21 protein-coding genes and 2 pseudogenes are annotated in these 24,161 nt (G+C 64.4%); 15 read left to right on the top strand and 8 right to left on the bottom strand.

The features are described 5' to 3' along the window. Nucleotides 1–490 precede the first annotated feature (490 nt). On the bottom strand, nucleotides 491–1,063 hold the full coding sequence (locus PV772_RS09940) for a suppressor of fused domain protein (protein ID WP_347886029.1): 573 nt from the start codon (nucleotides 1,061–1,063) through the stop codon (nucleotides 491–493). A 531-nt stretch (nucleotides 1,064–1,594) separates the two neighbouring features. On the opposite strand from PV772_RS09940, the gene PV772_RS09935 reads away from it, so the two are divergent. The 7 genes and pseudogenes from PV772_RS09935 to PV772_RS09905 all read left to right on the top strand — a co-directional run bounded on the left by PV772_RS09935 (nucleotide 1,595) and on the right by PV772_RS09905 (nucleotide 8,828). After that, entirely contained in the window at nucleotides 1,595–4,561 is a 2,967-nt protein-coding gene (locus PV772_RS09935) for a Tn3 family transposase (RefSeq protein ID WP_347886028.1), read from the top strand. Between the two features lie 59 nt (nucleotides 4,562–4,620). After that, nucleotides 4,621–5,256 carry a plasmid pRiA4b ORF-3 family protein gene (locus PV772_RS09930; protein WP_347886027.1) on the top strand — a complete coding sequence of 212 codons (636 nt, stop codon included), beginning with the start codon at nucleotides 4,621–4,623 and terminating at the stop codon, nucleotides 5,254–5,256. 140 nt (nucleotides 5,257–5,396) lie between these two features. Continuing rightward, entirely contained in the window at nucleotides 5,397–5,867 is a 471-nt protein-coding gene (locus PV772_RS09925) for a hypothetical protein (RefSeq protein WP_347886026.1), read from the top strand. Nucleotides 5,868–6,017: 150 nt separating this feature from the next. Next, entirely contained in the window at nucleotides 6,018–6,656 is a 639-nt protein-coding gene (locus tag PV772_RS09920) for a DUF305 domain-containing protein (RefSeq protein WP_347886047.1), read from the top strand. Between the two features lie 83 nt (nucleotides 6,657–6,739). Then, on the top strand, nucleotides 6,740–7,612 hold the full coding sequence (locus PV772_RS09915; protein ID WP_347886025.1) for a F510_1955 family glycosylhydrolase: 873 nt from the start codon (nucleotides 6,740–6,742) through the stop codon (nucleotides 7,610–7,612). A gap of 123 nt (nucleotides 7,613–7,735) precedes the next feature. Continuing rightward, nucleotides 7,736–8,146 (top strand): four-helix bundle copper-binding protein, encoded by a 411-nt coding sequence (locus PV772_RS09910; RefSeq protein ID WP_347886024.1) that lies wholly within the window; start codon nucleotides 7,736–7,738, stop codon nucleotides 8,144–8,146. 230 nt (nucleotides 8,147–8,376) lie between these two features. Continuing rightward, nucleotides 8,377–8,828 (top strand): annotated as a pseudogene (locus tag PV772_RS09905) (recombinase family protein). Nucleotides 8,829–8,934: 106 nt separating this feature from the next. Here the strand turns inward: PV772_RS09905 and lgt are convergent. Next, complete coding sequence (gene lgt, locus PV772_RS09900; protein WP_347886023.1) at nucleotides 8,935–9,891, bottom strand: prolipoprotein diacylglyceryl transferase; 957 nt, start codon at nucleotides 9,889–9,891, stop codon at nucleotides 8,935–8,937. Between the two features lie 162 nt (nucleotides 9,892–10,053). Here lgt and PV772_RS09895 point away from each other — a divergent pair, with 162 nt between their 5' ends. Both PV772_RS09895 and PV772_RS09890 read left to right on the top strand, forming a co-directional pair. Beyond that, a complete protein-coding gene (locus PV772_RS09895) occupies nucleotides 10,054–11,316 on the top strand; it encodes an MFS transporter (protein ID WP_347886022.1) in 1,263 nt (420 codons plus the stop codon). Continuing rightward, a complete protein-coding gene (locus tag PV772_RS09890; RefSeq protein ID WP_347886021.1) occupies nucleotides 11,300–11,677 on the top strand; it encodes a metalloregulator ArsR/SmtB family transcription factor in 378 nt (125 codons plus the stop codon). Before PV772_RS09895 ends, PV772_RS09890 begins: the two co-directional genes overlap by 17 nt. Nucleotides 11,678–12,245: 568 nt before the next feature. Here the strand turns inward: PV772_RS09890 and PV772_RS09885 are convergent. The 6 genes and pseudogenes from PV772_RS09885 to PV772_RS09860 form a co-directional block, all read right to left on the bottom strand. Further along, nucleotides 12,246–12,887: a vitamin K epoxide reductase family protein gene (locus tag PV772_RS09885; RefSeq protein WP_347886046.1), complete on the bottom strand. Its 642-nt coding sequence runs from the start codon at nucleotides 12,885–12,887 to the stop codon at nucleotides 12,246–12,248. A 73-nt stretch (nucleotides 12,888–12,960) separates the two neighbouring features. Next, complete coding sequence (locus PV772_RS09880; protein ID WP_347886020.1) at nucleotides 12,961–13,572, bottom strand: TlpA disulfide reductase family protein; 612 nt, start codon at nucleotides 13,570–13,572, stop codon at nucleotides 12,961–12,963. A 46-nt stretch (nucleotides 13,573–13,618) separates the two neighbouring features. Beyond that, nucleotides 13,619–14,368: a cytochrome c biogenesis protein CcdA gene (locus PV772_RS09875; protein ID WP_347886019.1), complete on the bottom strand. Its 750-nt coding sequence runs from the start codon at nucleotides 14,366–14,368 to the stop codon at nucleotides 13,619–13,621. 3 nt (nucleotides 14,369–14,371) lie between these two features. Beyond that, nucleotides 14,372–14,863, bottom strand: a complete 492-nt coding sequence (lspA, locus tag PV772_RS09870) for a signal peptidase II (RefSeq protein ID WP_347886018.1) — start codon at nucleotides 14,861–14,863, stop codon at nucleotides 14,372–14,374. After that, nucleotides 14,860–16,821, bottom strand: coding sequence for a cation-translocating P-type ATPase (locus tag PV772_RS09865; RefSeq protein WP_347886017.1), 1,962 nt, complete (start codon nucleotides 16,819–16,821; stop codon nucleotides 14,860–14,862). The genes lspA and PV772_RS09865 overlap by 4 nt, the downstream gene beginning before the upstream one ends. Nucleotides 16,822–17,004: 183 nt before the next feature. Continuing rightward, nucleotides 17,005–17,151, bottom strand: a pseudogene (locus tag PV772_RS09860) (transcriptional regulator); the annotation flags it as partial. Between the two features lie 361 nt (nucleotides 17,152–17,512). Here PV772_RS09860 and PV772_RS09855 point away from each other — a divergent pair. The 6 genes from PV772_RS09855 to PV772_RS09830 all read left to right on the top strand — a co-directional run bounded on the left by PV772_RS09855 (nucleotide 17,513) and on the right by PV772_RS09830 (nucleotide 23,972). Next, nucleotides 17,513–18,415: a cytochrome c oxidase assembly protein gene (locus PV772_RS09855; RefSeq protein WP_347886016.1), complete on the top strand. Its 903-nt coding sequence runs from the start codon at nucleotides 17,513–17,515 to the stop codon at nucleotides 18,413–18,415. A gap of 582 nt (nucleotides 18,416–18,997) precedes the next feature. Next, nucleotides 18,998–19,717 carry a ZIP family metal transporter gene (locus PV772_RS09850; RefSeq protein WP_347886015.1) on the top strand — a complete coding sequence of 240 codons (720 nt, stop codon included), beginning with the start codon at nucleotides 18,998–19,000 and terminating at the stop codon, nucleotides 19,715–19,717. Nucleotides 19,718–19,830: 113 nt separating this feature from the next. Further along, entirely contained in the window at nucleotides 19,831–20,304 is a 474-nt protein-coding gene (locus PV772_RS09845; protein ID WP_347886014.1) for a metalloregulator ArsR/SmtB family transcription factor, read from the top strand. Then, nucleotides 20,301–20,672 carry a zf-TFIIB domain-containing protein gene (locus PV772_RS09840; RefSeq protein WP_347886013.1) on the top strand — a complete coding sequence of 124 codons (372 nt, stop codon included), beginning with the start codon at nucleotides 20,301–20,303 and terminating at the stop codon, nucleotides 20,670–20,672. Before PV772_RS09845 ends, PV772_RS09840 begins: the two co-directional genes overlap by 4 nt. Before the next feature lie 65 nt (nucleotides 20,673–20,737). Next, nucleotides 20,738–23,257, top strand: coding sequence for a heavy metal translocating P-type ATPase (locus PV772_RS09835; RefSeq protein WP_347886012.1), 2,520 nt, complete (start codon nucleotides 20,738–20,740; stop codon nucleotides 23,255–23,257). Nucleotides 23,258–23,774: 517 nt separating this feature from the next. Then, nucleotides 23,775–23,972 (top strand): hypothetical protein, encoded by a 198-nt coding sequence (locus PV772_RS09830; RefSeq protein ID WP_347886011.1) that lies wholly within the window; start codon nucleotides 23,775–23,777, stop codon nucleotides 23,970–23,972. Nucleotides 23,973–24,161 lie beyond the last annotated feature (189 nt).

Genomic DNA, 24,161 nt, shown 5'->3' with positions numbered 1-24,161 from the left:
CACAGCTGGAATTGGGAGCCCTGAGGATAGCTCCCTTCGCAGCAGTAGCGGTGGATAACCCATCAGGATTGTCCCCGAGTGTGGGCAGCGGAACCAATTGTCCAGACGGTTTCTGGACAATTGGGCAACAGGCTGTTGCCCAATTGCGTCCCTGCCCCGCGCAAGCTCCTCAGCGGGGCTGGCTGTCAGATTTGAATCTAAGACAGAAGGGTGGGGGAGTGTAAGAACCGCTCTGAAGACCCTATTCTGACGCCCTTTTTTCTTGCTGCTGACGTCAGGTTGGGGTGTATTTCACCCGCCGCTGAGAGTCTCGCGCTCCCATGCTGGTTACTTGGAGTTGGCGCTATGGATAACGCGTCGGCACGGAGAAACGTAGCAGGCCTCAATCAAGTACGGTGCCTTCCATAAGCGAGGCTTGGGATCGAAGTGCTTTCGGGCTAACCTTTCCAGCTCATCGCAACTTTGTGGTAAACATCCATCTGACAGTGTGTTAGCAGAGAGATGGGGTGACACCTCGGCCAAGGTCCTCAAGCCTTGGGTTGTCTTTTTCCCAAACATCAAAAAGCGCTTCGAGCCCGTTCTCCCGAAGGTACTGGGCCTCCTCGCGGAATATGGGTGTGGCGTACATGAATACGACGTGGCCACCATCGTTTAGTGCTAAGTCAGGCAGGAGGTCGTCGTAGCTTTCAAGCATCAACCATGACGTGAATTGCAATCCCTCGATAATGCGTGAGTTCTCGTATGTGACCGTTTCTCCAGGTCGAAGGAAGGTCTGGTCCATGATTAGATCGTTGGCCATCATCGCAAAGGCACGCCTGAACTCGTCCGTTCCCGCGTCGACCGCGGCGAAAATCTCGAAACCATGGCCGTGCCCATGGGGGTGGTTCCCATGGACCAGCGCGTGAAGACCAAAGGTTGCATATATGTGCAGCCCAATCTTGGACGATTCGTTAGGCCACTCAAGTAACCCAATTAGTCGACGGTCCTGGGCAAACCTGACGTACTCCGGTTCGCCCCCCACACATTTTCGATAGTGAGCATCAACGGCATCTACACTGTCCATCTTATGGTCCTCCAAACGGCCACCACTTGTCGCCCCAAGCTTTCGGCCACCACTGCCCCACACCTTGTCCAAGCTCCGAGGATTGCTTTGACGAGTTGCAGGATTTGCATGCGCCTATCAGATTCCTGAGGTCGTTAGCGAGGCGCGAGCGTGCCTCACGGGTCATTTCTCTGGCGCCTGACTCCCAGAGCTTCTTTAGGGCTTTGATGTGGTCAAGAGTGCTAGGGGGCCGTTCCCCACAATACGGGCAAACTTCGGTTTTTGCTTTAGCCTCGTCTGCTGTCGCTTTGTTCGCTCTCTGAAACTTATTCCGACTGAAATTCTCATCGTCTCCTCCGTCTCCTCCGGCCCCTCCGGCCCCTCCGATTGCTCCTGCGGATCCTGCTGCTGATTGGTTATTGGCCGCATTTTCGTTGTTCAGCCGAATATTTTCGGCTGCTGCTAAGGCTACTTGGGCTGCCGCTTGGGCTATTAGGCCCGGTACTCCTGAAGGTGTCTTCAGGGGCAATCTAGATGTGGTTGAGTTCTGGTATGGGCCTTGAGCTGACGAGTGAACTTCTTGATTCGTGGACGCTGGTTGATGACGATGTGGCATTGATGGCACGGAAGTCAGGAGCGACTCGGGCGGGGTTTGCTGTGTTACTGAAGTTTTTTCAGCAACACGCCAGATTTCCGGTTGGGCCTTCTGACCTTCCGCTGGGAGCTTTGAACTATGTTGCGGCACAGATTTCTGTTCCCATCGATGCGCTGGCTCCTTACTGGGATGGGCGCTCAATCAAATACCACCGGGCCGAGATCAGGTCCCATTTTGGATTCCGTGAGTTCACTTCCGCTGATGAGGCCGCGCTGGCTGGGTGGTTGGCGGAGAGGGTTTGCCCGTCGGAGGGTCGTGAGCCTGCGCTTGTGGAGGCTTTGCTGTCACGGTGCCGTCAGGAGCGGATTGAGCCGCCGGGACGTGCGGGCAGGATTGTTGGCGCTGGCCGGGCGTTGTTTGAGCAGCGCCTGTGTGCTGATGTCCTCAAGGTTCTGGGGCCGGACGGTGCGGCTGGGCTGAAGGCTCTGATCGCTGATAGTGCAGCCGGTTCTCTGTTGTCGGTGCTGAAGGCCGATCCGGGCCCTGCTGGTTTGGAATCGTTGCTGGCAGAGGTGGAGAAGCTTTCAACAGCCCAGGCTCTTGATTTACCGGCTGGTCTGTTTGCCGGGGTGTCAGAGAAGGTCGTGAGTGTCTGGCGGGCGAGGGCGGCCCGGATGTATCCATCGGATTTTCAGGACGCGCCGGCGCCGGTGCGGTTGACGCTGTTGGCGGCGTTGTGTCATCAACGGACGGCGGAGATCGCTGACAGCCTGGTCGATTTGCTGCTCGTGCTGGTGTTGAAGATCAATACCGGCGCGGTGAGGAAGGTCGAGAAGGAACTCACCGAGGATCTGCAAAGGGTGCGCGGCAAGACGGCTTTGCTGTTCACACTGGCCGAGACGGCCGTCGCATGCCCGGATGAGACGGTCCGGGAGGCCGTGTTCCCGGTGGTGAGCGAGAAAACCCTGCGGCAACTGGTCCAGGAGGCAAAGGCCAACGAGAGCGTGTTCCAGGGCAAGGTGCGGACCGTGTTGCGGGGTTCGTACTCGAATCATTACCGGCGGATGTTGCCGGCACTGCTGTCCGTGCTGCGGTTCCGGTGCCATAACACGGCGTTCCGGCCCATCATGGATGCCATCGCGTTGCTGGAACGGTACGCGGATGCTGGAAGTAGGAGCCAGTTCTTCGCGCCCGGAGATGTAGTCCCGGTTGCGGGTGTGGTGCCCAAGTCCTGGGAGGGCGCTGTCCGGGACGAGAAGGGCAGGATTGAGCGGATCCCTTACGAGCTTTGCCTGCTCGTGTCCTTACGGGAAGCATTGCGCCGTCGTGAGGTTTTCGTTGACGGGGCCGGGAAATGGCGGGACCCGGAAGAGGACCTTCCCCAGGACTTCGACGCTTCCCGTGAGCTCCACTACGAGGCCTTGCGTAAGCCGCTGGACCCGGCCAGGTTCATTTTTGATCTTCAGTCCAGAATGAGGAGGTCACTGGAGCAGCTGGATAACGGGCTGCTGGCCGATACCACCGGCGGGGTGAAGATCACCAGACGCCGAGGGGCGCCGTGGATAAGGGTACCCAAGCTGGCGAAGCTCGAAGAGCCAACGAATCTGGGCAAACTCAAGGACGAGGTCCTGGCAAGGTGGGGCACCCTGGACTTGCTTGAAGTCCTCAAGGAAGCGGACTTCCTGACCGGGTTCACCCAGGAATTCGTTTCCGTGGCCTCCCGTGAGGTCCTGGACCGTGAGACCCTTCGCAGGCGTTTGTTGCTCTGCCTGTTCGGACTCGGTACGAACATGGGCATCAAAGCCGTCACTGATGCCGGCGGCCATGGAGAGAACGAACGGGAGCTACGCCACGTCCGCCGGACATTCATTACGAAGGACAATCTGCGCCAGGCGATCGTGAAGGTCGTCAACGCAACGTTCGAGGCCAGGAACCCTGACTGGTGGGGTGAGGGGAATGCCTGTGCGTCGGATTCGAAGAAGTTCGGCTCCTGGGAATCGAACCTGATGACCGAATGGCACAACCGCTACGGCGGTCCCGGAGTGATGATCTACTGGCACGTGGAGAAGAAATCGACCTGCATCTATTCCCAGCTGAAGAACTGCTCCTCCTCCGAGGTTGCGGCGATGATCGAAGGAGTCCTGCGCCATGACACCGATGCTGAGATCGAAGCGAACTACGTCGATACTCACGGGGCCTCGATTGTCGGGTTCGCGTTCACCGAACTTCTGGGGTTCAAGCTGTTGCCGAGGTTGAAGAACATCGGGTCGATCCGCCTCTACCGGGCCGGCAATGAAGAAGCCTACGGGGAAATCAACCCTGTGCTGTCCAGACCGATCAATTGGGAGATCATCGCCCAGCAATACGACCAGATGGTCAAATACGCCACGGCCCTCAAGCTCGGCACGGCCGAGTCAGAGACAATTCTGCGCCGCTTCACCAGGGGCGGGCCGAAACACCCCACCTACCAGGCCCTGGAGGAACTGGGCAGGGCCGGGCGGACGATCTTCGCCGCCGACTACCTCGCCAGCGAAGACCTGCGACGCGAAATCAATTCCGGACTGCAGGTGGTGGAGAACTGGAACAGCGGCAACGACGTCGTCTTCTACGGCAAAAATCGTGATCTCACGGGCCCGGACCGTGAAACGACCGAGGTGTCCATGCTCGCCCTGCACCTGCTCCAATCCTCCCTGGTCCTGGTCAACACCCTGCTGTTGCAAACCGTGCTCGAGGTCCCGGAGTTCAATGATCTCCTCGAACCGGAAGACCGCAGGGGTCTCACCCCGTTGTTCTGGACCCATATCAACCCCTACGGACGATTCACCCTCGACATGACGACCCACCTGGACCTGGGCCGGATATCTGCGGAACCGGATGAGAGTACGCGCGGTAACAACCGCTTGGCCCAAGCTGCTGCTTTGTAATGGAAAGGACCCCTATGGCCACGAATGAGAGATCCACACCAAGAGCCAAAGGCAAGCTTTTGCGCGCGCGAGTCCACATCGTCGGTAGTAAGCCGAAGATCTGGCGGCTTTTCGAAGTCGATTCCAGCCTTTACCTGGACGAATTCCACGACGTCCTGCAGGTGATCATGGGCTGGGAAAACTCCCACCTGCATTCCTTTACCGAACGGAATCCGAACACTCCGGGCCGCGGACGCACACAGGCCCGGTCTTGGGCGCCGGTCTATGTCAGGGCAGAAGATGATGAGGGCTGGTACCTGCCCGAAGAAACAGCTCGGCTAGGGAAAGTCCTCAACGAAGGCTCAACCCCGCTGTACTACGAATACGACTTCGGCGACGGCTGGCTCCACCGCATCGACTGGATCGAAACCATCAGGAAAACCAGCGACGACGTCCATGCCCGGGTGATCCGCGGTAAGCGGCGCTGCCCCCTGGAGGACTCCGGCGGAATCGGCGGCTACGAAGACCTCATCGCCACTCTGGCCGATCCTCATGCCGTTGATGAATCAGACCGCGAACACGTCCAGGGGCTGCACGAATGGGCCCAAGGAACCGCGCAACGGTCCGGCGGAGAGGAAACCTTCGACCCCGCACACTTCAACGCGGACAAAGTCAACGAAGAACTCCGCCAACTCTTCACACCAGAAGGAAGCTAATCAAGTGTCTGGTTGGGGTCTACGGGACTATCTCATTTACGCTGTATCCGGCATTGAACAAGAGGCTCTGAACCGGCAGGAGTACCCCTGCCGGTGGACTTAAGGGTCTGAACAATCCGCACGGAAGGGAGGAAAATGTTGTGAGCTCACCATCTCGTGGACTCTTCAGCGCGTTCTTCCTTCGCGCAGGCTTCCTGATGGCGGCCCTGGCCATCATCGCCGGAATGTTCGGAATGCACATCATGGCCGGGGCACAGCACACCATCGCCACGCACAGCATGCCCATAGCAGCAGCCGGGCCATCGCTGGAATCGCGGAGTATGCCGGCCGGTCACTCCAATGCACCGGGAGAATCCGCGGACGGCGCTGCAGTTGGCGCAGCGGCACCTGGCTCGTCTTCGTCCTGCGGCCCTGACGGGTCCTGCCCGGAGATGTCCGCAGGCGGCAATGCCTGCGTGCTGTCCCCGGGAAACACCTCGCTTTCGGCCCCTGCGCCGGGAACAGCCCCTTATGCCTTACCGGACTTCGGTGCGGCGGCCGCGGCCGGTACCCGCTATTCCTACTCACCGGCCAGCCGCTCTCCCGGTGATCTCTGTATCAGCCGGACGTAAACCGGCCCGACGCGCCGTGTCCTTCCCGGCGCGGCTTCGAGCTACATCGGCACGCATAAAACAGGCAGCCCCCGCTCGGGGGCTGGCACTGCATGCAATCCCAAGGGCGCCACGCGCCGCTGATACTTTTGAGGACCCTGATTTTTCATGATGAAAAAGACCCTGACCATTTCCGCTGCTGCGATCGCAGCAGCAATCGCCCTCGCCGGCTGCGCCGCCGGCACAGAAGCCGGAAGCCCGGCGGCCAGCAGCATGCCCGGCATGAACCAAGGCGGCTCGGCAAGGCCCTCGGGTTCAGCGTCGGCGACCTCGGCCGCCTCGGCTGAGTTCAATGACGCGGACACCATGTTCGCCCAGATGATGATCCCGCACCACACCCAGGCCGTGACGATGAGCGAGACCATGCTCAAAAAAGAAGGCATTCCCGCACCCGTGGTGGACCTGGCCACCAGGATCAAGGACGCGCAGGGGCCGGAAATCGAGAAGATGACCGGCTGGCTTCAAAGCTGGGGACAGCCCACCGCGATGCCCACCAACATGCCTTCCGCGCACAGCATGTCCGGGATGATGGGCGAGGAGGACATGGCAAAACTCGAGGCCGCGCAGGGCACCGAGGCAGCAAAGCTGTTCCTGACCCAGATGATCGCCCACCATGAAGGCGCCGTCATGATGGCCAAGACCGAAACCACCGACGGCAAGAACGCTGACGCGGTCAAGCTCAGCAAGGACATCGTCGCAGCGCAGGAAGCCGAGATCCAGGAAATGAAGGACCTGCTGGCAGGTCTCTGACTCCCGCTGATCAGCATCCGGGCACCGTGGCCCTCCGGGGCCGCGGTGCCTGCCCCATCTCCTCCCCGACATCTGGAGTTTCCATGCCCTTCCCAATCCCCAACCGTTCATTCACCGCAGCCCTGACGGCCGGTGCCCTTATCCTGGCCCTGGCCGCCTGCACCCCGCCCAACGCACCCTCGACCCAGGCACCCCCGACGGCAACAAGCGGGCTGCCCGGCACCCACATCCACGGCCTGACCATCAGCGGCGACACCAGCCAGGTGCTGATGGCCACCCACGACGGCCTGTTCGACGTCACCAAGGAACCGGCCACGAAGATCGGCGCCACCAACGACCTGATGGGCTTCACCCCCGGCAAGGACCAGGGCAGCTTCTACGCCTCCGGCCACCCCGGCCCGGGATCAGACCTGCCCGAACCTCTCGGGCTGATGAAATCCAGCGACGGCGGCAAGACCTGGGAACCGCTCTCCCGGCAGGGCGAATCGGACTTCCACGCCCTCACCACGACCAGATCCGGAATCGTCGCTTACGATGCGGAACTGCGCACCAGCCCCGACGGGAAGACCTGGAAAACAGTCGCCGCCGGTTTCGCCCCGGCCGCCCTGGCCGGGCACCCCGACAGCGACACCGTGCTGGCTACCACCCAGCAAGGAGTGCAGCGCTCGACCGACGGCGGCAACACCTGGACCCTGCAGAAGCAGGCCCCGGTCATCCAGTTCGCCACGTTTCCCCGCCCCACCGAAGCGGTGGGCGTTGAACCGGATGGCACCGTGCACTATTCCGCCGACGCCGGCGCGACGTGGGCACGGAAAGGACGGATCGACGGCCAGGTGCAGGCCATAGCCGCCGCCACGGGCACCGACGGAAACCTCTCGGTCTGGGCAGCCACTGCCGAGGGAGTCCTCGTCTCCACCGACGGCGGGGCCACCTTCAGGTCCGCCAACGCATCCTAACTCCTGACATCGGGCCGGGCGGGGGCCACGGAGGGGCAGACACGTGGCCTCCCCCGGTCTAGGGTAGGGCCGGAGGGATGGTTAACGACCGGCCGCCTCGTCACCGATGACAGGAGCAGGATCATGACCCACCACATCAGTGCAATGATCGGCGCCCACCCCAAGGGTGCGGGCAGCCTGGACAAGGAGAAGCTGGCAGAATGCATCGCCGCCTGCTTCGAGTGTGCCCAGACCTGTACCGCCTGCGCCGATGCGTGTCTGGGTGAAGACATGGTCGCGGACCTCGCGGTATGCATCCGCACCAATCTGGACTGCGCCGACATCTGCGCCGCCACCGGCAACATCCTCACCCGGCTGACCGGGGCCAACACCGAGCTGACCCGGGCCGCGCTTCAGGCCTGCCGGACCGCCTGCGCCGTCTGTGCCGAGGAATGCGAACGCCATGCCGGGATGCACGAGCACTGCAGGATCTGCGCGGAAGCCTGCCGCCGCTGCGAAAACGCCTGCGCAGCCCTGCTCGACTCGATGGCCTGAGACCCTCCGGGCGCACCATCGCAGCCTGCGCGGACCCAACCCGCCGGGCGACTTAGCGCCGGTCGCCCGTCAGCTCCGGCCTCAGCCCGGCGGTGACTGTGACGAGCCGCAGGACCGCGTCCTGGCTGCTGACCCGGGCGCTGCGCCCATGGCCTGCAGGCAGTACCAGGCGAGCTCGTCAGAGGCGACATCGGTGCGGAAGATCCCTGCAGCAGCTCCGCCAGGAAGGCCTGCAGCGCGACGCGCTCCTGGCCGCCCGCATCGGCGGGGTTCCCATTACGAGGACAGGTCCTCCGGGAAGAAGGGTGATCGGCCCCAGTTCGCCGCCTGCCTCAAGGCCCTCCGGCTTGGGGACACCCTGGTCGTCTGGAAGCTCGTCTTCGGGATCTTTGCCGCCCTCGCGTAATTTGAACGCGAGCTCCTCTCCGAACGCACCCTCGCCGGCCTCACCTCCGCCCGCGCCCGCGGCCGGCACGGCGGACGGCCCCCGTACAAGATGACCCCCGCGAAACTCCGGCTCGCTCTGGCCTTCATGGGCAAGCCGGAGACAAAAGTTGGCGACGTCTGCGTTGAATTGGGCATCACGCGCCAGATTCTGTACCGGCACGTATCCACCCAGCGGGGAACTGCGCCGGACGGTGAAAAGCTCCTTGCCCGGTCGTGCCGCCCTCGAAGCGTCTGAAGTGCAGGCATCGATATAAGCATGACGGCCGTGAACCCCACAGCGGCAGTGGTGTGCAGGCCAAGGTGAAGGCAGGACGCGCCACCACCAGTAGCCCATGTGGTTCTCACGGCACGTGGTCGCGATTCCCTTTGCCGTCCGTTTCGTCGTGCTTCCCAGGATCGTGCCCGTTGGCGCGAGTATCGAAGCCATCAATGGAACCGGCGCTTTGAGCCGTTGATGCGGACCGCGGACGGGATCTGAGGACCAGGAAGACAGCGAGGGCGGCAAGAAAGAGCAGAGCCGAAACCCAGGTGTTCACGCGCAGACCCAGAATGGTGTTGGCGTAGTCGGAGCGCATCAGTTCGAAGATAAAACGGCCGGCGGTGTACAGGACGACGTAGAGGGCGAATACGGAGCCGGCCCCGAGCTTGTACCTGCGGTCCAGGAACACCAGCAGCGCTGCGGCGGCCAGGCACCACAGTGACTCGTAGAGGAACGTCGGCTGGAAGTATCCCAGAATTTCCGGTGTTCCGTCAGCGGTGACTACGGCCTGGCCGGTGGCCGGGTCCATGTTGTGGATCTGGAGTTTCCAGGGCAGGTTTGTCGGCTCGCCGTAGAGTTCGTTGTTGAACCAGTTGCCCCAGCGGCCCAGGGCCTGGGCCAGGAGCAGGCCGGGTGCGGCGGCGTCGGCGAATGTTGCCAGGCGCACGCCGGAGCGCCGTGCCCCAATAGCGGCGCCGGCCAGACCGAGGGCGACGGCACCCCAGATCCCGAGGCCACCTTCCCAGATTCGGAGTGCGCCCCACGGGTCTTTGCCGGGCCCGAAGTACAGCTGGTTGTCTGTGATGACGTGATAAAGCCTGCCGCCGACGATGCCGAATGGAACCGCCCACATGATGATGTCCATGGCCTGCGCCGTCGTGCCGCCCCGAGCCCGGAAGCGGCGGGCTGTCAGCCAGGCGCCTATGACGATACCTGCCAGGATGCACAGGGCATAGAAACGTATCGTCAGCGGCCCGACTTGGGCGGCGCTGACCGTCGGCGATGGAATAAAGAAGCCGGACAGTACTGAAGGTTGCATGGGAATCTGTCCCTTAGTAAGCAGAAGAGGGCCACCACGCCCTTCTAGATCGTAACCGCAAAGGCAGCGATGCTTTATCGGTGCCCCCGCGAGCGGTGTTCCCGCCTTTCCCCTACTATGGGTACATATGCACGCACATATGCACGTAAGGGGTTTTGGCTGATGTTAGCGGTTTTGCGGAATGTGACCTACCGGCGGCTGTTCGTCGCACAGATCGTGGCCCTGATCGGCACCGGCCTGCTCACGGTCGCCCTGGGCCTGCTGGCCTATGACCTGGCCGGCCGGAACGCCGGGGCGGTTTTGGGAACGGCCCTGACGATCAAGATGCTGGCCTACGTGGGTCTGGCCCCGGTGATCAACGCACTGGTGGCGCGGCTGCCGAAAAAGCCGGTGCTGATCGGGGCGGACCTGATCCGGGCGGTGATGGCACTGTGCCTGCCCTTCATCACCGACACCTGGCAGATTTATGTGGTGATCTTCCTGCTGCAGTCGGCCTCCGCGACCTTCACCCCTGCCTTCCAGTCGCTGATCCCGACCATTTTGAAGGACGAGCGGGACTACACGCGCGCGTTGTCCCTCTCCCGGCTGGCCTATGACATGGAAGCCCTGGTCAGCCCGGCCCTTGCGGCTTTGTTGCTGACGCTGATCAGCTACGACAACCTGTTCATCGGCACAGTCGCGGGTTTCCTGTTCTCGGCCTTCATGGTCGCCGTCACGGTTCTGCCGCGGCTTTCCGGCCCGGCGGGGCCGCAGACGTCGTTGTGGCACCGGACCACCCTGGGCGCGCGGATCTTCTGGCGCAACCGGCGCCTGCGCTCCCTGCTGGCCTTGAACCTCGTGGTCGCAGCCCCAACGGCCCTGGTACTCGTCAACACCGTGGTCTACGTCCGGGACGTCCTGCACCGCCCCGACACGGACCTGGCCCTGGCCCTGGCCTGCTTCGGCGTGGGTTCAATGATCGTCGCCTTGTCAGCGCCCCCGGTCCTGGACCGGTTCGGCGACCGTGCCGTGATGCTCACCGGCGCCGCCCTGATCCCTGCCGTGCTGGCCGGCGCCACGCTCCTGACCATGCTGGGGGCCGGTGGGTCCAGGTGGTGGCTGCTGTTGGGGCTATGGTTCCTGCTCGGCGCGGGAAACTCCACAATCCTCACGCCCTCCTCCCGGCTGCTGCGCGATGCCTCCACCGAGGAAACCCGGCCCTACGTCTTCACCGCACAGTTCTCCCTCTCCCACGCCTGCTACATCCTGACCTACCCGCTGGCCGGCTGGCTCGGAGCCGCCGCCGGACTGGGCTGGGCCGCGCTTGCCCTGACAATCATTGCGATGATAGGCAGTGCAGCGGCATTCCTGTCCTGGCCAAGGCACGCCCCCGCGGCATCCCAGGAACCCACCACGGAGGAGCAAACCGTTGAGCAGCCGTCCTAGCAGCGCGTTCAGCACCATGCCCCAGGAGCCGTCCCTGATCCACCCGGTCACCCCGGGCCCGGAACTGCTCGAAACAGCTGCCCAGACGCTGCGGATGCTCGCCGAACCCACCCGCCTGCACCTGCTCTGGCAGCTCTCCAACGGCCCGAAAACTGTCACCGAACTTACCGACGCGTCCGGGGCTGCCCGGACCGTGGTCAGCCAGCATCTGGCCAAACTCCGGATCAGCGGCCTCGTGGACACCCGCAAGGACGGCCGGCACGTCATCTATTCCCTCCACGACGGGCACCTGATCCGGCTCATCCGCGAGACCATCAACCACGCCGACCACCGAACCACCGGAGAACCCACCCACGACTGACATCCCCTCCCCGTGTCCGAGAACGTCCACTACCCAAAGGCCACGCCCCAAGGGCACCAAACGCGGCAGCCCAGACCGCCAACGAACCGGCCGCCGCAGACAGACACCACAAGTCGACACGGAAGCTGGTCCGAGCCGACGTCATCATCGTCGGACTGGCCTGCAAGACTCCGGAGCGTCAGCGAGAGAATGCAGACGACTGCTGACATTCCGTGCGGCCGCCTTCTGAAATCGACAGCCGGTGACCGTCAGAGAGGGCAAGTCACTTCCCGACTGACCCGACCCGTAACGATCGTTATCGGACGCTCGCAACCGCAGACGAGTTGGTCGTCCATTCGGGTTCCGGCTTGCCGGGCCCCCAGTAGGTGGCTGGATCTGGCCGTGGATCCGACGTTCCTCCCTGGGCAGTACAGCTGGACGGATGCAGGTTTGGAGCTGATTGATCCGTTACACCCATCCGGAGAGAACTTCAGCAGTGCCCATTCCGTGCCTTGGGCCGGACCGGCGCGGAGCGGTCGGGGCGGCCGTCCTGGAGGAGTACTCCTGCTATTTCGCTGGGTTTGTCGTGTCAGAGGCCTGATGTGCCGGTGAAGACCTGTATGAAGGCGAAGAAGATGCTCGCGGTAACGGCCAAGTAGAGCAGGGCGGTGATGATCCAGCCGGACTCGCCGATGATACGCGACGCCCGTGCGGGCACTTTGATGATTCGGTGGGTGATGTTCCGGGCCGTGACCCAGACGAACAGAGGGATCATGGCCGCCCAGACGATCATGCAGAAGGGGCAGAGGATGTGGATCGAGTACAGGGCTTGCGACCACAGCCACACGACGAAGGCAAACCCAAGGGTGACGCCGGCCTGGAGCCCGGCCCAGTACCAGGGAGCGAAGGTCGCACCGGAGAGCAGCGCCATACCCGTGGTGATGATGACGGCGAAGGCCACGATTCCGATGAACATGTTGGGGAACCCGAAAACCGAACTCTGCCAGGTCTGCATGACCTGGCCGCAGGAAATCCAGGGGTTGACGTCGCACACGGTTTTGTAGCCGGGGTCTTTGAGGACCTCGAGTTTCTCCAGGACCAGGGCGCCGGAGGCCAGCCAGCCGATGACACCGGTGATGACCAGGAGCCAGCCCAGGGGCTTGTCGCGCGTCAGGAGGGGAATATCCGGCTGCGCGGCGGCTGAGGCGGCGCTACCGTCGGCAGGTTTCATTGTCCCGGGGGATTTTGAGGCGCTGGTCATGGGAGCGGGAGTCCTTTAGCTCGTTTCACTGGGGGCTTCGTGTTCAAGATCCGGCCGAAGCAGAAGTGATCAGGGCTTTCAGGGTTCCCTTTTGGGAGATCCCGAGGATCCGGGCACTGACGCGGCCTTCGGTGTCCAGCACCAGAGTGGTTGGGACCGCGCGGGGCGGGACGTACTCGGTCATGGCGAGCAGTATCCCGCCGTCACTGTCATCAAAGCTGTGGTATTGAACCTTGAAGGTCCGCTCGAAAGCTTCAGCCGTTGCGGCGTCGTCGCGGACGTTGACACCGTAGAACAGCACGCCCTTGTCTCTGAACTCGGTGTGCAGGGCGGCCAGGTCAGGCGCCTCCGCCCGGCAGGGTGCGCAGGCCGCGTACCAGAAATTCAGCACCACGACCTTGCCCGCCCAGTCCCGGGAGGAGACTTTCTCCCCGTTGAAGAGCTGGCCCTCCAGGGACACCCGGGAGCCACGTGACCCGGGCGGGTATTCGTTCACGGACCCGTCGCCGGCGATGTAGTTCTTGTTGTCCCCGGCGTTGGCCTGCGCGGCCAGATCGTCCTGGCTTGCACACCCGGCGAGGGCAAACACTGCAGCGCCCAGGCCCAGGATCGTGCGGCGTCCGGGACGCCGGGCTGGTTGGGATTGTTTGTTCATTTTCTTTGGCCTTTGCTCGTCATATTGTCTGCCGGGGTGCGGTGCGTCAGACGGGCATCAGGAACGTCCCGGCCAGGTTCTGCAACTGGTAGATCCACTGCACCCACAGCCCGGAAACCATCAGGACGCCCAGGACGATGAGCATGACCGCGCCGCCGATGTTCACGGCACGGATGTGCCTTCGCACCACCGCCAGGACCTTGGAAACCCAGTTCAGGCCCAGGGCCACGAGGACGAAGGGGATGCCCAGGCCCAGGCAGTAGACAAAGGCCAGCAGCGCCCCGCGCCAAGCGCTGCCCGCGGTGACGCTCAGGCTGAGCACGGCGCTGAGGGTCGGGCCCATGCAGGGCGTCCAGCCCAGGCCGAAGACGACGCCCAGGAGCGGGGCGCCGCCGAGGCCGCCCTGCCCGGGAACCTGGAATTTCCGGGTTTGCTGGAGCCAGGAGAACCGTCCGAGCAGGACCAGCCCCATCAGGATCACCACGATGCCCAACACCCGCATCAGGGGATCCTGCCAACGGATCAGCCACGAACCGATGGCTCCGAAGGCCGCCCCATACAGGGTGAACACGGCGCCGAAACCGAGGATGAACAGGGCCACCCCTGACAGGACGCGCCGCCGGTTGCGCGGTTGGGCCGGGTCCGTGAGCCCTGAGACGAAGCCCAGATAACCGGGTACCAGCGGCAGAATGCACGGAGACAGGAAGGACACCAGCCCCGCCACGGCCGCCAGCGGCAACGCCAGGACCAGCGCCCCGGAGGTCACCATCGAGGCAAAATATTCACCAATGCCCACCGGTCAGGCGCCTTCCTGTGCCAGGGAAGAGGCGCGCATCGATCCCAGAACCAGCAGCCCGACCCCGCCCACGACAAAAACATCGGCGAAGTTGAAGGTCGGGAACCATCCAGTGTGCAGGTAATCAACCACCCCTGCCCCGTCCATCCGGTCCACCAGGTTCCCCAGGGCGCCGCCGAGCAGGAAACCCGCTCCGGCCCGGGAGATCCGGCCGAACCGGGGAGCCGCACGGTACAGGAACACAGCCAAAGCCGTCACGATCACCGCCGTCGCAGCGGCCACAAGCCACGGGGACAGGGACGCGCCGAGGCTGAACGCGACGCCGGTGTTGTAGGCCAGCCGCAGATTGATCAGACCGAAGTCCAGGATCCTGCCATCAGCCATCGTCCCCAGGATAAGGGTCTTGACCAGCAGGTCCACGGCTGCCAGGGCAACGGCGCCGAGGCCCAGGACAGCCCGCCCCGTGCGCGGGCGCCGAACGGTTGCGGTGCTCACGCCGAGACTGGTGTGGCGTGAACTGATGTCGGCTGGGGGTTCCCGGTCCGCAGTGACTTGATGCGCCCGGCGCGCACGCCGTTGCCGATCACGAAAATTTCAAATAGCTCATGGATGAGAACGACGGCGGCCAGGCCGAGGATCCCGAACAGTGCCAGCGGGATCAGCACGGCGATCAGCGCCAGGGACATGCCGATGTTCTGCAGCATGATGGACCGTGTCCGGCGGGCGTGCAGCATCAGCTGGGGCAGATGGTTCAGGTCCTCACCCATCAGGGCGATGTCGGCCGTCTCGATGGCGACGTCCGTGCCCATCGCTCCCATCGCTATTCCAACGTCGGCAGTGGCCAGGGCCGGGGCGTCGTTCACGCCGTCACCCACCATGGCGGCCGGGTGCCGGGTCTGCAGGGAACGGATGATCCCGGCCTTGTCCTCGGGGCGAAGGTCGGCATGGACCCGCGTGATGCCCGCTTCCTCGCCCAGGGCCGCGGCCGTGAGCGTATTGTCCCCGGTGAGCATGACGGTTTCGTAGCCGTTCCTGGCCAGTTCCGCGATGACACCGGCGGCTTCGGGACGGAGTTCATCGCGGACCGCGATCGCTCCGATCAAGGCCCCGGATTCCTCGACTAGGACCGCAGTTGCCCCGGACTTCTGCATCCTGGTGATATCCGCTGTCAGGACACCGGCGCCGATCCAGCCCGGACGCCCCAGCCGGGCGGGCGTGCCTGCGACGAGACCCTGGATTCCGGCGCCCGGGACCGTCTCCACGAACGCCGCTGCCGGCGGCGTGGTGGTGGCGGCCAGGATGGCTTTCGCCAACGGGTGTTCGGAGCGTGCTTCCATTCCGGCGGCCACAGCCAGGACGTGGTCCTTCGAGGAGCCTTCCACGGCAACGACCTCGACCACGGCCGGCTGGTTCCTGGTCAGGGTCCCGGTCTTATCCAGGGCGATGGTGCGGATCCGGCCCAGGGACTCCAGCGCGGCGCCGCCCTTGATCAGGACACCGATCCGGCTGGCGGCCCCAACGGATGCAACGACGGTCACGGGAACGGAGATGGCAAGGGCGCACGGGGACGCGGCCACCAGGACCACCAGGGCCCGCTCAATCCACAGCGCCGGTTCCCCGACGATCAGGCCATAGCCGGCGATCAGGGCAGCCACGATGAGGATGCCGGGCACCAGCCAGCGGGCGATGCTGTCGGCCAGGCGCTGGCTGGTGCCCTTGCGTGACTGCTCGGCTTCGACGATGTGCACGATCCTTGCCAGCGAGTTGTTCTCCGCCGTGCTCGTGACCTCGACTTCCAGCGGTCCGGTGCCGTTGATCGATCCGGCAAATACCGCGGAACCCGGGCCCGCTTCGACGGGGACCGACTCTCCCGTCAGGGCCGACGTGTCCAGCGCCGTCCGGCCCGTCAGGACCGTTCCGTCGGTGGCCAGGCGTTCGCCCGGGCGCAGGATGAGCCGGTCGCCGATGACCAGGGACCTGGGGTCCACCGTCATTTCCCGGCCACCGCGGATGACGGTGGCTTCCTTCGGGACGAGGTCCAGCAGCGCACGCAGCCCGTGCCGGGTCCTGGCCAGCGAATACTCTTCCAACCCCTCGGAAATGGCGTACAGGAACGCGAGCGTGGCCGCTTCCATGACCTGGCCGAGGGCGACCGCGCCGAGGGCGGCGATGGTCATCAGCGTTCCGACGCCGATCTTTCCCTTGACCAGCCGGCGCAGGGCAGACGGGACGAACGTCCAGCCGGCGACCAGCAACGCCGCTGTCTCCAGAGGCAGGGTCACCCAGTCCCCGGCGTCGGACATCGACGTGATCCAGGCGGCCAGCAGCAGCACGCCGGCGACCAAGGCTGCGCGGATCTCCCTGCTCCGCCAGAACCCGGGTTTCTCTTCGTCGCTGTCCTGGGTTTCCCCGCCAGGTTCGGGGCCGTCGTGGCTGCAGCAGGCATCGCTCATCGTGGTGTCTCCATCGTGTCGTGGGGGTGGGGGCAATCGAAGCCGGATGGCAGTTGCCGGGTTAGTCGTTCCTGCGTCGCTGGGTGCGGGCCACGGCCTGCGAACCAGGCGCGGATCCGCAGCGCGCACAGCATCCCTTGGGCCCGGCTGCCGGGACCCGGCAGGCAGGAACCTGAAGGGCTGTCATGTCAAGCATTCGCCATCGGGAACACAGCAGGCCGGGTCGACGGCCAGGACCGCTCCGACCAGGTTTGAAATGGCGTGAGCAAGCCTCGCATCGGCCAGTTCGTAACGGCTCCGGCGGCCGTCCGGGACGGCCACCACCAGACCATAATGCTGTGCCCTCCACCACCAAACTAGGCCACAGGCTCACCGGCACCATAGAGCTGTCGGGGACGACCGAAACACACTCACTAGTCTGTCCCGCACCACGGAGCAGCACCAGATGTCACCGGCTCAGGCACCGGCGACGCATATTTTCCTTCCCCACGGCGGAGCGAAGCGCCTTCGGAACTAGGCCGGCTTAAATCCTCGCCCGGGCCGCACGTGGCGGGCGCGGCAACCGCTCGGCCTGGCTGTGCATCATCGGATTCGCCGCTAGTGTTCAACTTCACCGGCGTCAACGTGTACTTCCCCGGCACAGCGGCGGCCGAATAACGATGTATCATCGCATCGGTGAAGGGAACCTGCCATGCCGCCGATTGACCAGTGGGTCGTGTTCGAACCCCTCGCGGGCTCGCCAATCGCCGTCGCCGCCCTGCTGCTCGCGGCGCTATACCTGAGGGGGGCGATCTGGATGTGGCGGCATCGCCGTCGCTGGGCAATCGCCCGTACGGCATCGTTCTTGACCGGATGCGTCCTGATCTTTGCCGTCACGACGTTCGGCGTGAACCGCCTGGCCGAGGGGTTCGTCTCGGGCCTGGTGTTCCAACAGATCACCCTGTTGACCGTCGTCCCGCCGCTTCTCATCGTTGGCTCGCCGGGGCGTCTTCTCCTGCGCAGTACACCGCACACCGGCCTCGGACGACTCGTGCTCCGCGCCGCGCACGCGGGACTCCGATCACGATTCTGCCGCGCCGCACTACACCCCGTGGTCGCCATCGTCGCCGCGATCCTGCTGTACCCGGCTCTCTATCTCACAGACGTCATCAGCATCATCATGCGCATCCCCTCCGGCCATGACGCCCTGTTGTTCATCTTCCTCGTCCTCGGCGTCATCTCGGCGATACCGCTATGGTCGTCCGACCCCTTGCCACGTGTCCCATCCTTCGCTGTGCGGTTCGTCGACATCGTCGTCGAGCTCCAAATCCATGCCGTCTTCGGCCTGGTCCTGCTCCGAACCGGGACACCGCTTTTCAGTGCATACGCCAACCCCACCGGCGACCATGATCCGATCCTCGATCAGGCGATCGCCGGGACCCTGGTATGGACCTATGCAGAACTGCCGCTATTCGTGGTACTCATCGTCTGCCTTTCCCGCTGGCGCACCCGGGAGATGCGCACCTCAAAGCAACGACAACGCGTCGAGGATGCAGAGCTCGACACATACAACGAATACCTCGCAAGTATGGCCCAGGGACGCCTTGAGAGGTAGTGGGATCCTCGTGTGTCGCGGCCAGCGCATCAGTGCCCGCTTGCCCATCTACTCGGAGGACCCGGCACTCCCGACGTTAGCGTGAACCGATGAAAGTCATCAGCCACATCGAATGAGGGTGCAACAACCGTTGCCGCGACAATCGCTGAAGGTTCCTGCAGCCCACCCCCGTTGCGCAGAGAAATGTACGAGGGGGGATAAGGAAAATTGAAGTATCCGACGCTAGGCCAACATCGGGCATGGAGCCGTAGCGGGTTTGTGCCGATCATTTCATTACCGGCGGCTGCACGAACCGCCGCGGTTTGAGGGAGCGCTGGCTTGCCGCGTTGGAGAGTCCCTTCGTTGAACCCGTTTGCTAGATCGGTCCGTGCCGCCCGTGGTGGGAAACTCGACGTCGGAATCGCGGCAGATGTTCCTGTAGGGATGGGGCGGGGCATTGTTTACTGCGGATGGCGCCGATCCTTCTTTCTCGGGGGGTCCCTGTGTAGCGTGATGGGAGCATGCAGTCCCGCACGTTTCGCCGGATCGGGTGAATCGACGGCTCGCTTCGTCTGGCAGGGGTTCTATGAAAGAGATGGCAGTGTGAATCTCGCAGCCCAGGCCTCACTGCTGGTTGCTTTTCCGGTGGCAGCGGCCATTCTGGGATCGGTCATCGCGGCGTTCAGGCCCCCGGGTCCGAAGCTGACCAGTGCAATCCAGCATTTCGCCGCCGGTGTGGTGCTGGCTGCGCTGGCCGGCGAGGTGCTGCCGGATCTCCGCGCGGAAGGAAATCTTGGATTCGCTGCTGCCGGCTTCGCAGCAGGCACGGCTGTCATGCTTGCATTGGGCGCGCTTGGCCGGAAAATAGACAGGCAGTCCCCAGTGGCGGGGTCACTGCCGGCGGGTCTGCTCGCCGCCGTCGGAATCGATCTTCTTCTGGACGGACTGCTCGTTGGGTTGGGAACCGTTCTCGGTCCCAGGCAGGCACTGATCCTGACCATCGCCCTCACCATCGAAATCCTGTTTCTGGCCCTGTCCCTGACAGTCGGGCTTAAGGGCAGGGGGCTGTCCAGCGCCCGCGCTGCCGCTACGAGCAGCGGACTCGGGCTCCTTACCGCCGTCGGCGCGATCGGCGGCGCGATCCTCCTGGGCGGGGCCAGCGGACCGGCCCTGGCTGCGGTTCTGGCTTTTGGTGCGGCAGCCCTGTTGTATCTGACGGTGGAAGAACTGCTGGTCGAGGCGCACGAGCATGAAGAGACCGTGCTCCTGGGCGCCATGTTCTTCCTCGGATTCCTCGTCATCTACGTCCTCGGTGCCCTGTAGAAGAGGGCACTCACATCGGTGCAGGCCAGCCGACGGAGGAGGGGCCCGGCCACATCGGAAGAAACCGGTAACAATCAACTTGCCTTTATCTGATCAAATGATAATGTGTTCATATGAGCCGACGACTTCAGCCCATCCCCGCCCCTGTTGGCCCGCCCTGGCATCAGGACCACCACGGTGACCGGGCACGTGTTGATGCCCTCCAGGGGGCGCTGCCCTCGGCGGAGGATGTCGAGCGGGTCGCCGCTGTGTTCCGGTTGATGGGTGACCCGGGCCGGGTCCGGATCCTTGCCACCCTGCTCGAAGCCGGGGAGGTGTGTGTGCAGGATCTTGCCTTGGTGGCCGGGCTGAGTGAGTCCTCGGTGAGTCAGGCTCTCCGGCTGATGCGCGCGCACCGTGTAGTGGAGACCCGCCGGGCGGGCCGCGTCGTGTTTTACCGGCTGGGAGACAGCCATGTCCGGATGCTGTTGGACTTGGCGATCACCCACGCGGGCCACTCTCCGGTGGTCACCGCAGCCCCTGCGCCCACTGAACCACCCAGCACTGAACCACCCACCACCGAAGCAACCCATCAGGAGTCATCGTGAACACATCACCTGCCCCGCTCACCTGCCCCAAATGTGCAGCGGAGATGCGTCCTTACGAGCGTAACGGCGTCATCATCGATCAATGCACGGGGTGCCGGGGTATTTTCCTGGACCGGGGCGAGCTGGAGTCCCTGATGGACGCCGAAGCGTCGTTTTACGCGGCCCGGAACCCCGCACCCGGAAGCCCGCAGGCCCCGTATGTCCAGCCTGCGTCCCCGCAGGCCCCGTACGGCCAGCCCCCGTATGGCCAGCCCCCGTATGGCCAGTCTCCGTATCCGGAGCGCAGGGACGGACACCACGGTTCCGGGCACGGGGACCGGCACGACCGCCGCAAGCGTGGCGGGTTCCTCGGGGATCTGTTCGGCTGACCCCCGACACCTTCCACCAGCACCCCTTTACCCCTGACCGCCCTGACATTGTGAATTGAGCACGCATGGCAACCGACACCCAGCTTGACCTGAAGACCGTGCTGCCGGAGGCGCTGGATGAACAGGACGCCTGCGTCCGGACCCTGACCGACGGCCTGCAGGCCCGGGAAGGCGTCATCAACGCCCACGTCAAACGCCCGGACGGCACCGACGCGGCGCAGCTGTGTGTGCATTTCGAACCTGATGTCATCAGCCTGCGCCGGATCCGCGAACTGGCCCTGTCCCTGGGGGCACGGGTGGACACCGACTTCGGCCACCTCAGCCTCGACGTGGCCGGCATCTCCAGGCCCGCCCGGGCGCAGCTGCTCGAACAGCGGCTGCGCAGCCTGGACGGTGTGGCGGAGGCCCATGTCTCCGCCACCGGCTCCGTCGCGGTCGAATACCTCACGGACCGGACCTCGGAGAAGGCGATCACTGACCTTCTCACGCGCTTCGGGACGCCGCCGCGCGCAGGCCGGCCCGGTCCCGCCGAAGCCCCCGGTGCAGGCGCCGGGCAGGCCGGCGCACCCGAAGCCGCCGCACCCGAGGCTGAAGCGCACGACCACAAGCATGAAAAGCATGACGAGCATGATCACAAGCACGGCGGGATTTTCGGTGAGAGAAGCGAGCTGATCTTCGCGGTCCTGTGCGCCCTGGCGCTGGCGACGGGGTTCCTGCTCGGGCTGAGCCCTGCGGTGCCGGATGGGGTGTCGACGGCGCTGTACGTCGCCGCGTATTTCTTCGGCGGCTACTACACCCTGAAGGAAGCCATCCAGACGGTGATGGCCAAGCGGTTTGAGATCGATTTCCTGATGCTGGTCGCGGCCGCGGGCGCAGCGGTGCTGGGGGATCTCGCGGAGGGCGCCCTGCTGCTGGCGCTGTTCAGCATCGGCCACGCCCTGGAAAGCTACGCCATGGGACGGGCCCGGCGCGCCATCCAGGCCCTGGCCGAACTCGCCCCGGACACCGCGACCGTTAAGCGCGGCGGCGCCGAACAGGAGATCCCGGTCGGGGAACTGCGGATCGGCGACACGGTCATCATCAAACCCAACACCCGCATCCCCTCGGACGGTTACGTCACCGTTGGCCAGAGCAGCGTGGACCAATCAGCCGTGACCGGGGAAAGCATCCCCGTGGACAAGACCCCGATCGGGGCGCAGGCCTCCCGGAAGGAGGCGGACATCCCCGCCGGAAGCCGGATCTACGCCGGCACGGTCAACGGGCCCGGGGTACTGGAGATCGAGGTGACCCGGCTGTCCAAGGACTCCACACTCGCCCGGGTGGTGCGGATGGTCAGCGAAGCCCAGGCCCAGACCTCCCCCACCCAGCGGTTCACGGACCGCTTCCAGCGTGTGTTCGTCCCCGCCGTGCTGATCCTCGTCGTTGTGCTCCTCTTCGCCGGCCTCGTCGTTGACGAACCGTTCTCCGCCACGCTCTACCGGGCCCTGGCCGTCCTGGTCGCCGCCAGCCCGTGCGCCCTGGCGATCTCCACCCCGAGCGCTGTCCTGTCCGGGCTGGCCCGCGCCGCCCGCGGCGGCCTGCTCATCAAAGGCGGCGGACCGTTGGAGAACCTGGGCACGCTGCGCGCGATCGCCTTCGACAAAACCGGCACCCTCACGGAGGGCAAACCCGAAATGACCGACGTCGAACCCGCCCAGGGCGTGAATGAAACCGAACTGCTTAACGTCGCCCTCGCCGTCGAGTCCCAAAGCGACCACCCGCTGGCCTCAGCCATCGTGGCAGCGGCCCGCGCCCGGCTGGACGGCACACCCCCGCTCACGGCCGGCGCGGTTACCAGCATCACCGGGCGCGGGGTCAGCGCCCTGATCGACGGTGAACAAATCCACATCGGCAAGCAGCAGCTCTTCGCCGAAATCGACGGGACGACACTGACCAAGGACATCACCGACTCCACCGCCCGGCTGGAAGCCGCGGGCCGGACCACCATGATCGTCCGCCGCGGGTCCCGGTACCTGGGCGTCCTGGGCCTGATGGACACACCCAGGGACTCCGCCGCGCCGGTGATCACCGGGCTGCGCCAGGCGGGCATCCGGCACATGATCATGCTCTCCGGCGACAACCAGACCGTCGCCGACGCAGTGGCCGGGAAGCTCGGACTCGACGAGGCCCGCGGCGACCTGCTGCCCGAAGACAAGGTCAAAGCCGTCATCGAGCTGCGCACCAGGGAACACAAGGTCGCGATGGTCGGCGACGGCGTCAACGACGCACCGGCCATGGCCAACGCCACCGTCGGGATTGCCATGGGCGCCGCCGGCTCCGACGTCGCCATGGAAACCGCCGACGTCGCGCTCATGGGAGATGACCTCGAACGGCTCCCCTTCGCCGTGAACCTCAGTCGCCAATCCAGCCGAATCATCCGCCAGAACCTCTGGGCCAGCCTCGGCATCGTCGCGATCCTCATCCCGGCCACCATCACCGGGACCATCGGCATCGGCCTGGCCGTCCTGATCCACGAAGGATCAACCCTGCTCGTCGTCGCCAACGCCCTGCGCCTCCTGGCCTACCGCGAACCCAAAACCAAATAGCGTCCCTCCACGCTCGGGGCGCGGGCCACGTCTGAGACCACAACACCCGCACCCCCGCGGCCGGAACGGAGCCCGTGACGGCTGACACTCGTCAGGACTACCTCTGTTAGGGTCTTCAACTTCTGAGTCCGGCCCCGCCTATGCTGTGGTGGTGTTGAATGGTTTTGGGCCACTGCACCGGCGTTCGAATAAAGTGCGTGTTTGATGCCATGGGAATGATCCCGTCGAGATCCTGATCAGTGTCGTTGGTCGTCTGGCCAGGCATGACACCCAGACATTTCACGTCGTGGCTTTCATGGCTGTAGGGGGCGGTGCTTCACCCGCGGTTTGTCATTCGTGGTCACACTGTCCAGAAGCACGTTCGGAAAGATTTTAAAAGGATGAGTCAGTGCAGAACATTTTTGTTGCGTCGGGCCTTCAAGCCCTGAGCACGGCGCCTGCTCCCGGTCCTGGGACTGACGGGTTGAGGCCTGGTTTGACTGCGGACCAGGTGACGCCGGGATTACTCGGATTCGTGATGACAGCGTTTATGGTCATAGCTGTTGTGATGCTCATGGTGTCCATGACGCGGCGGATTCGCCGGGTGCGCTACCAGGCGCAGTTCTCCGCCTCAGGACAGGACAGCGGGGAAGCGCCCGGTGGAACCATGGACACCGTTGCCGAGCAGCCGGGCGCTGAAGCGGAACCGCCCCCGGATGGAGCTTCAGCCGCCTGACACCATCCCGTACGTTGGTGTACCGCAGGCCCGGTCCGCGTGTCTTTTTATGCCCTGGGAATATCCGCCGTTTACGCGCGGAATCCCAGCGCTGTGCGAGAAAGTAGGCCTTCGAGCAGCTGTGGATGCTTCTCCCATGAGTGCCCCGTGTTGGCCATCTGCCGGCTCTCGGCCGTGAATCCCGCCCCG

The sequence above is a fragment of the Pseudarthrobacter sp. CC12 genome, from assembly GCF_039907755.1.
Classification (GTDB): domain Bacteria; phylum Actinomycetota; class Actinomycetes; order Actinomycetales; family Micrococcaceae; genus Arthrobacter; species Arthrobacter niigatensis.
Note: the sequence above shows the minus strand (reverse complement) of the source record. Positions and strands in the feature narration are given on the sequence as shown.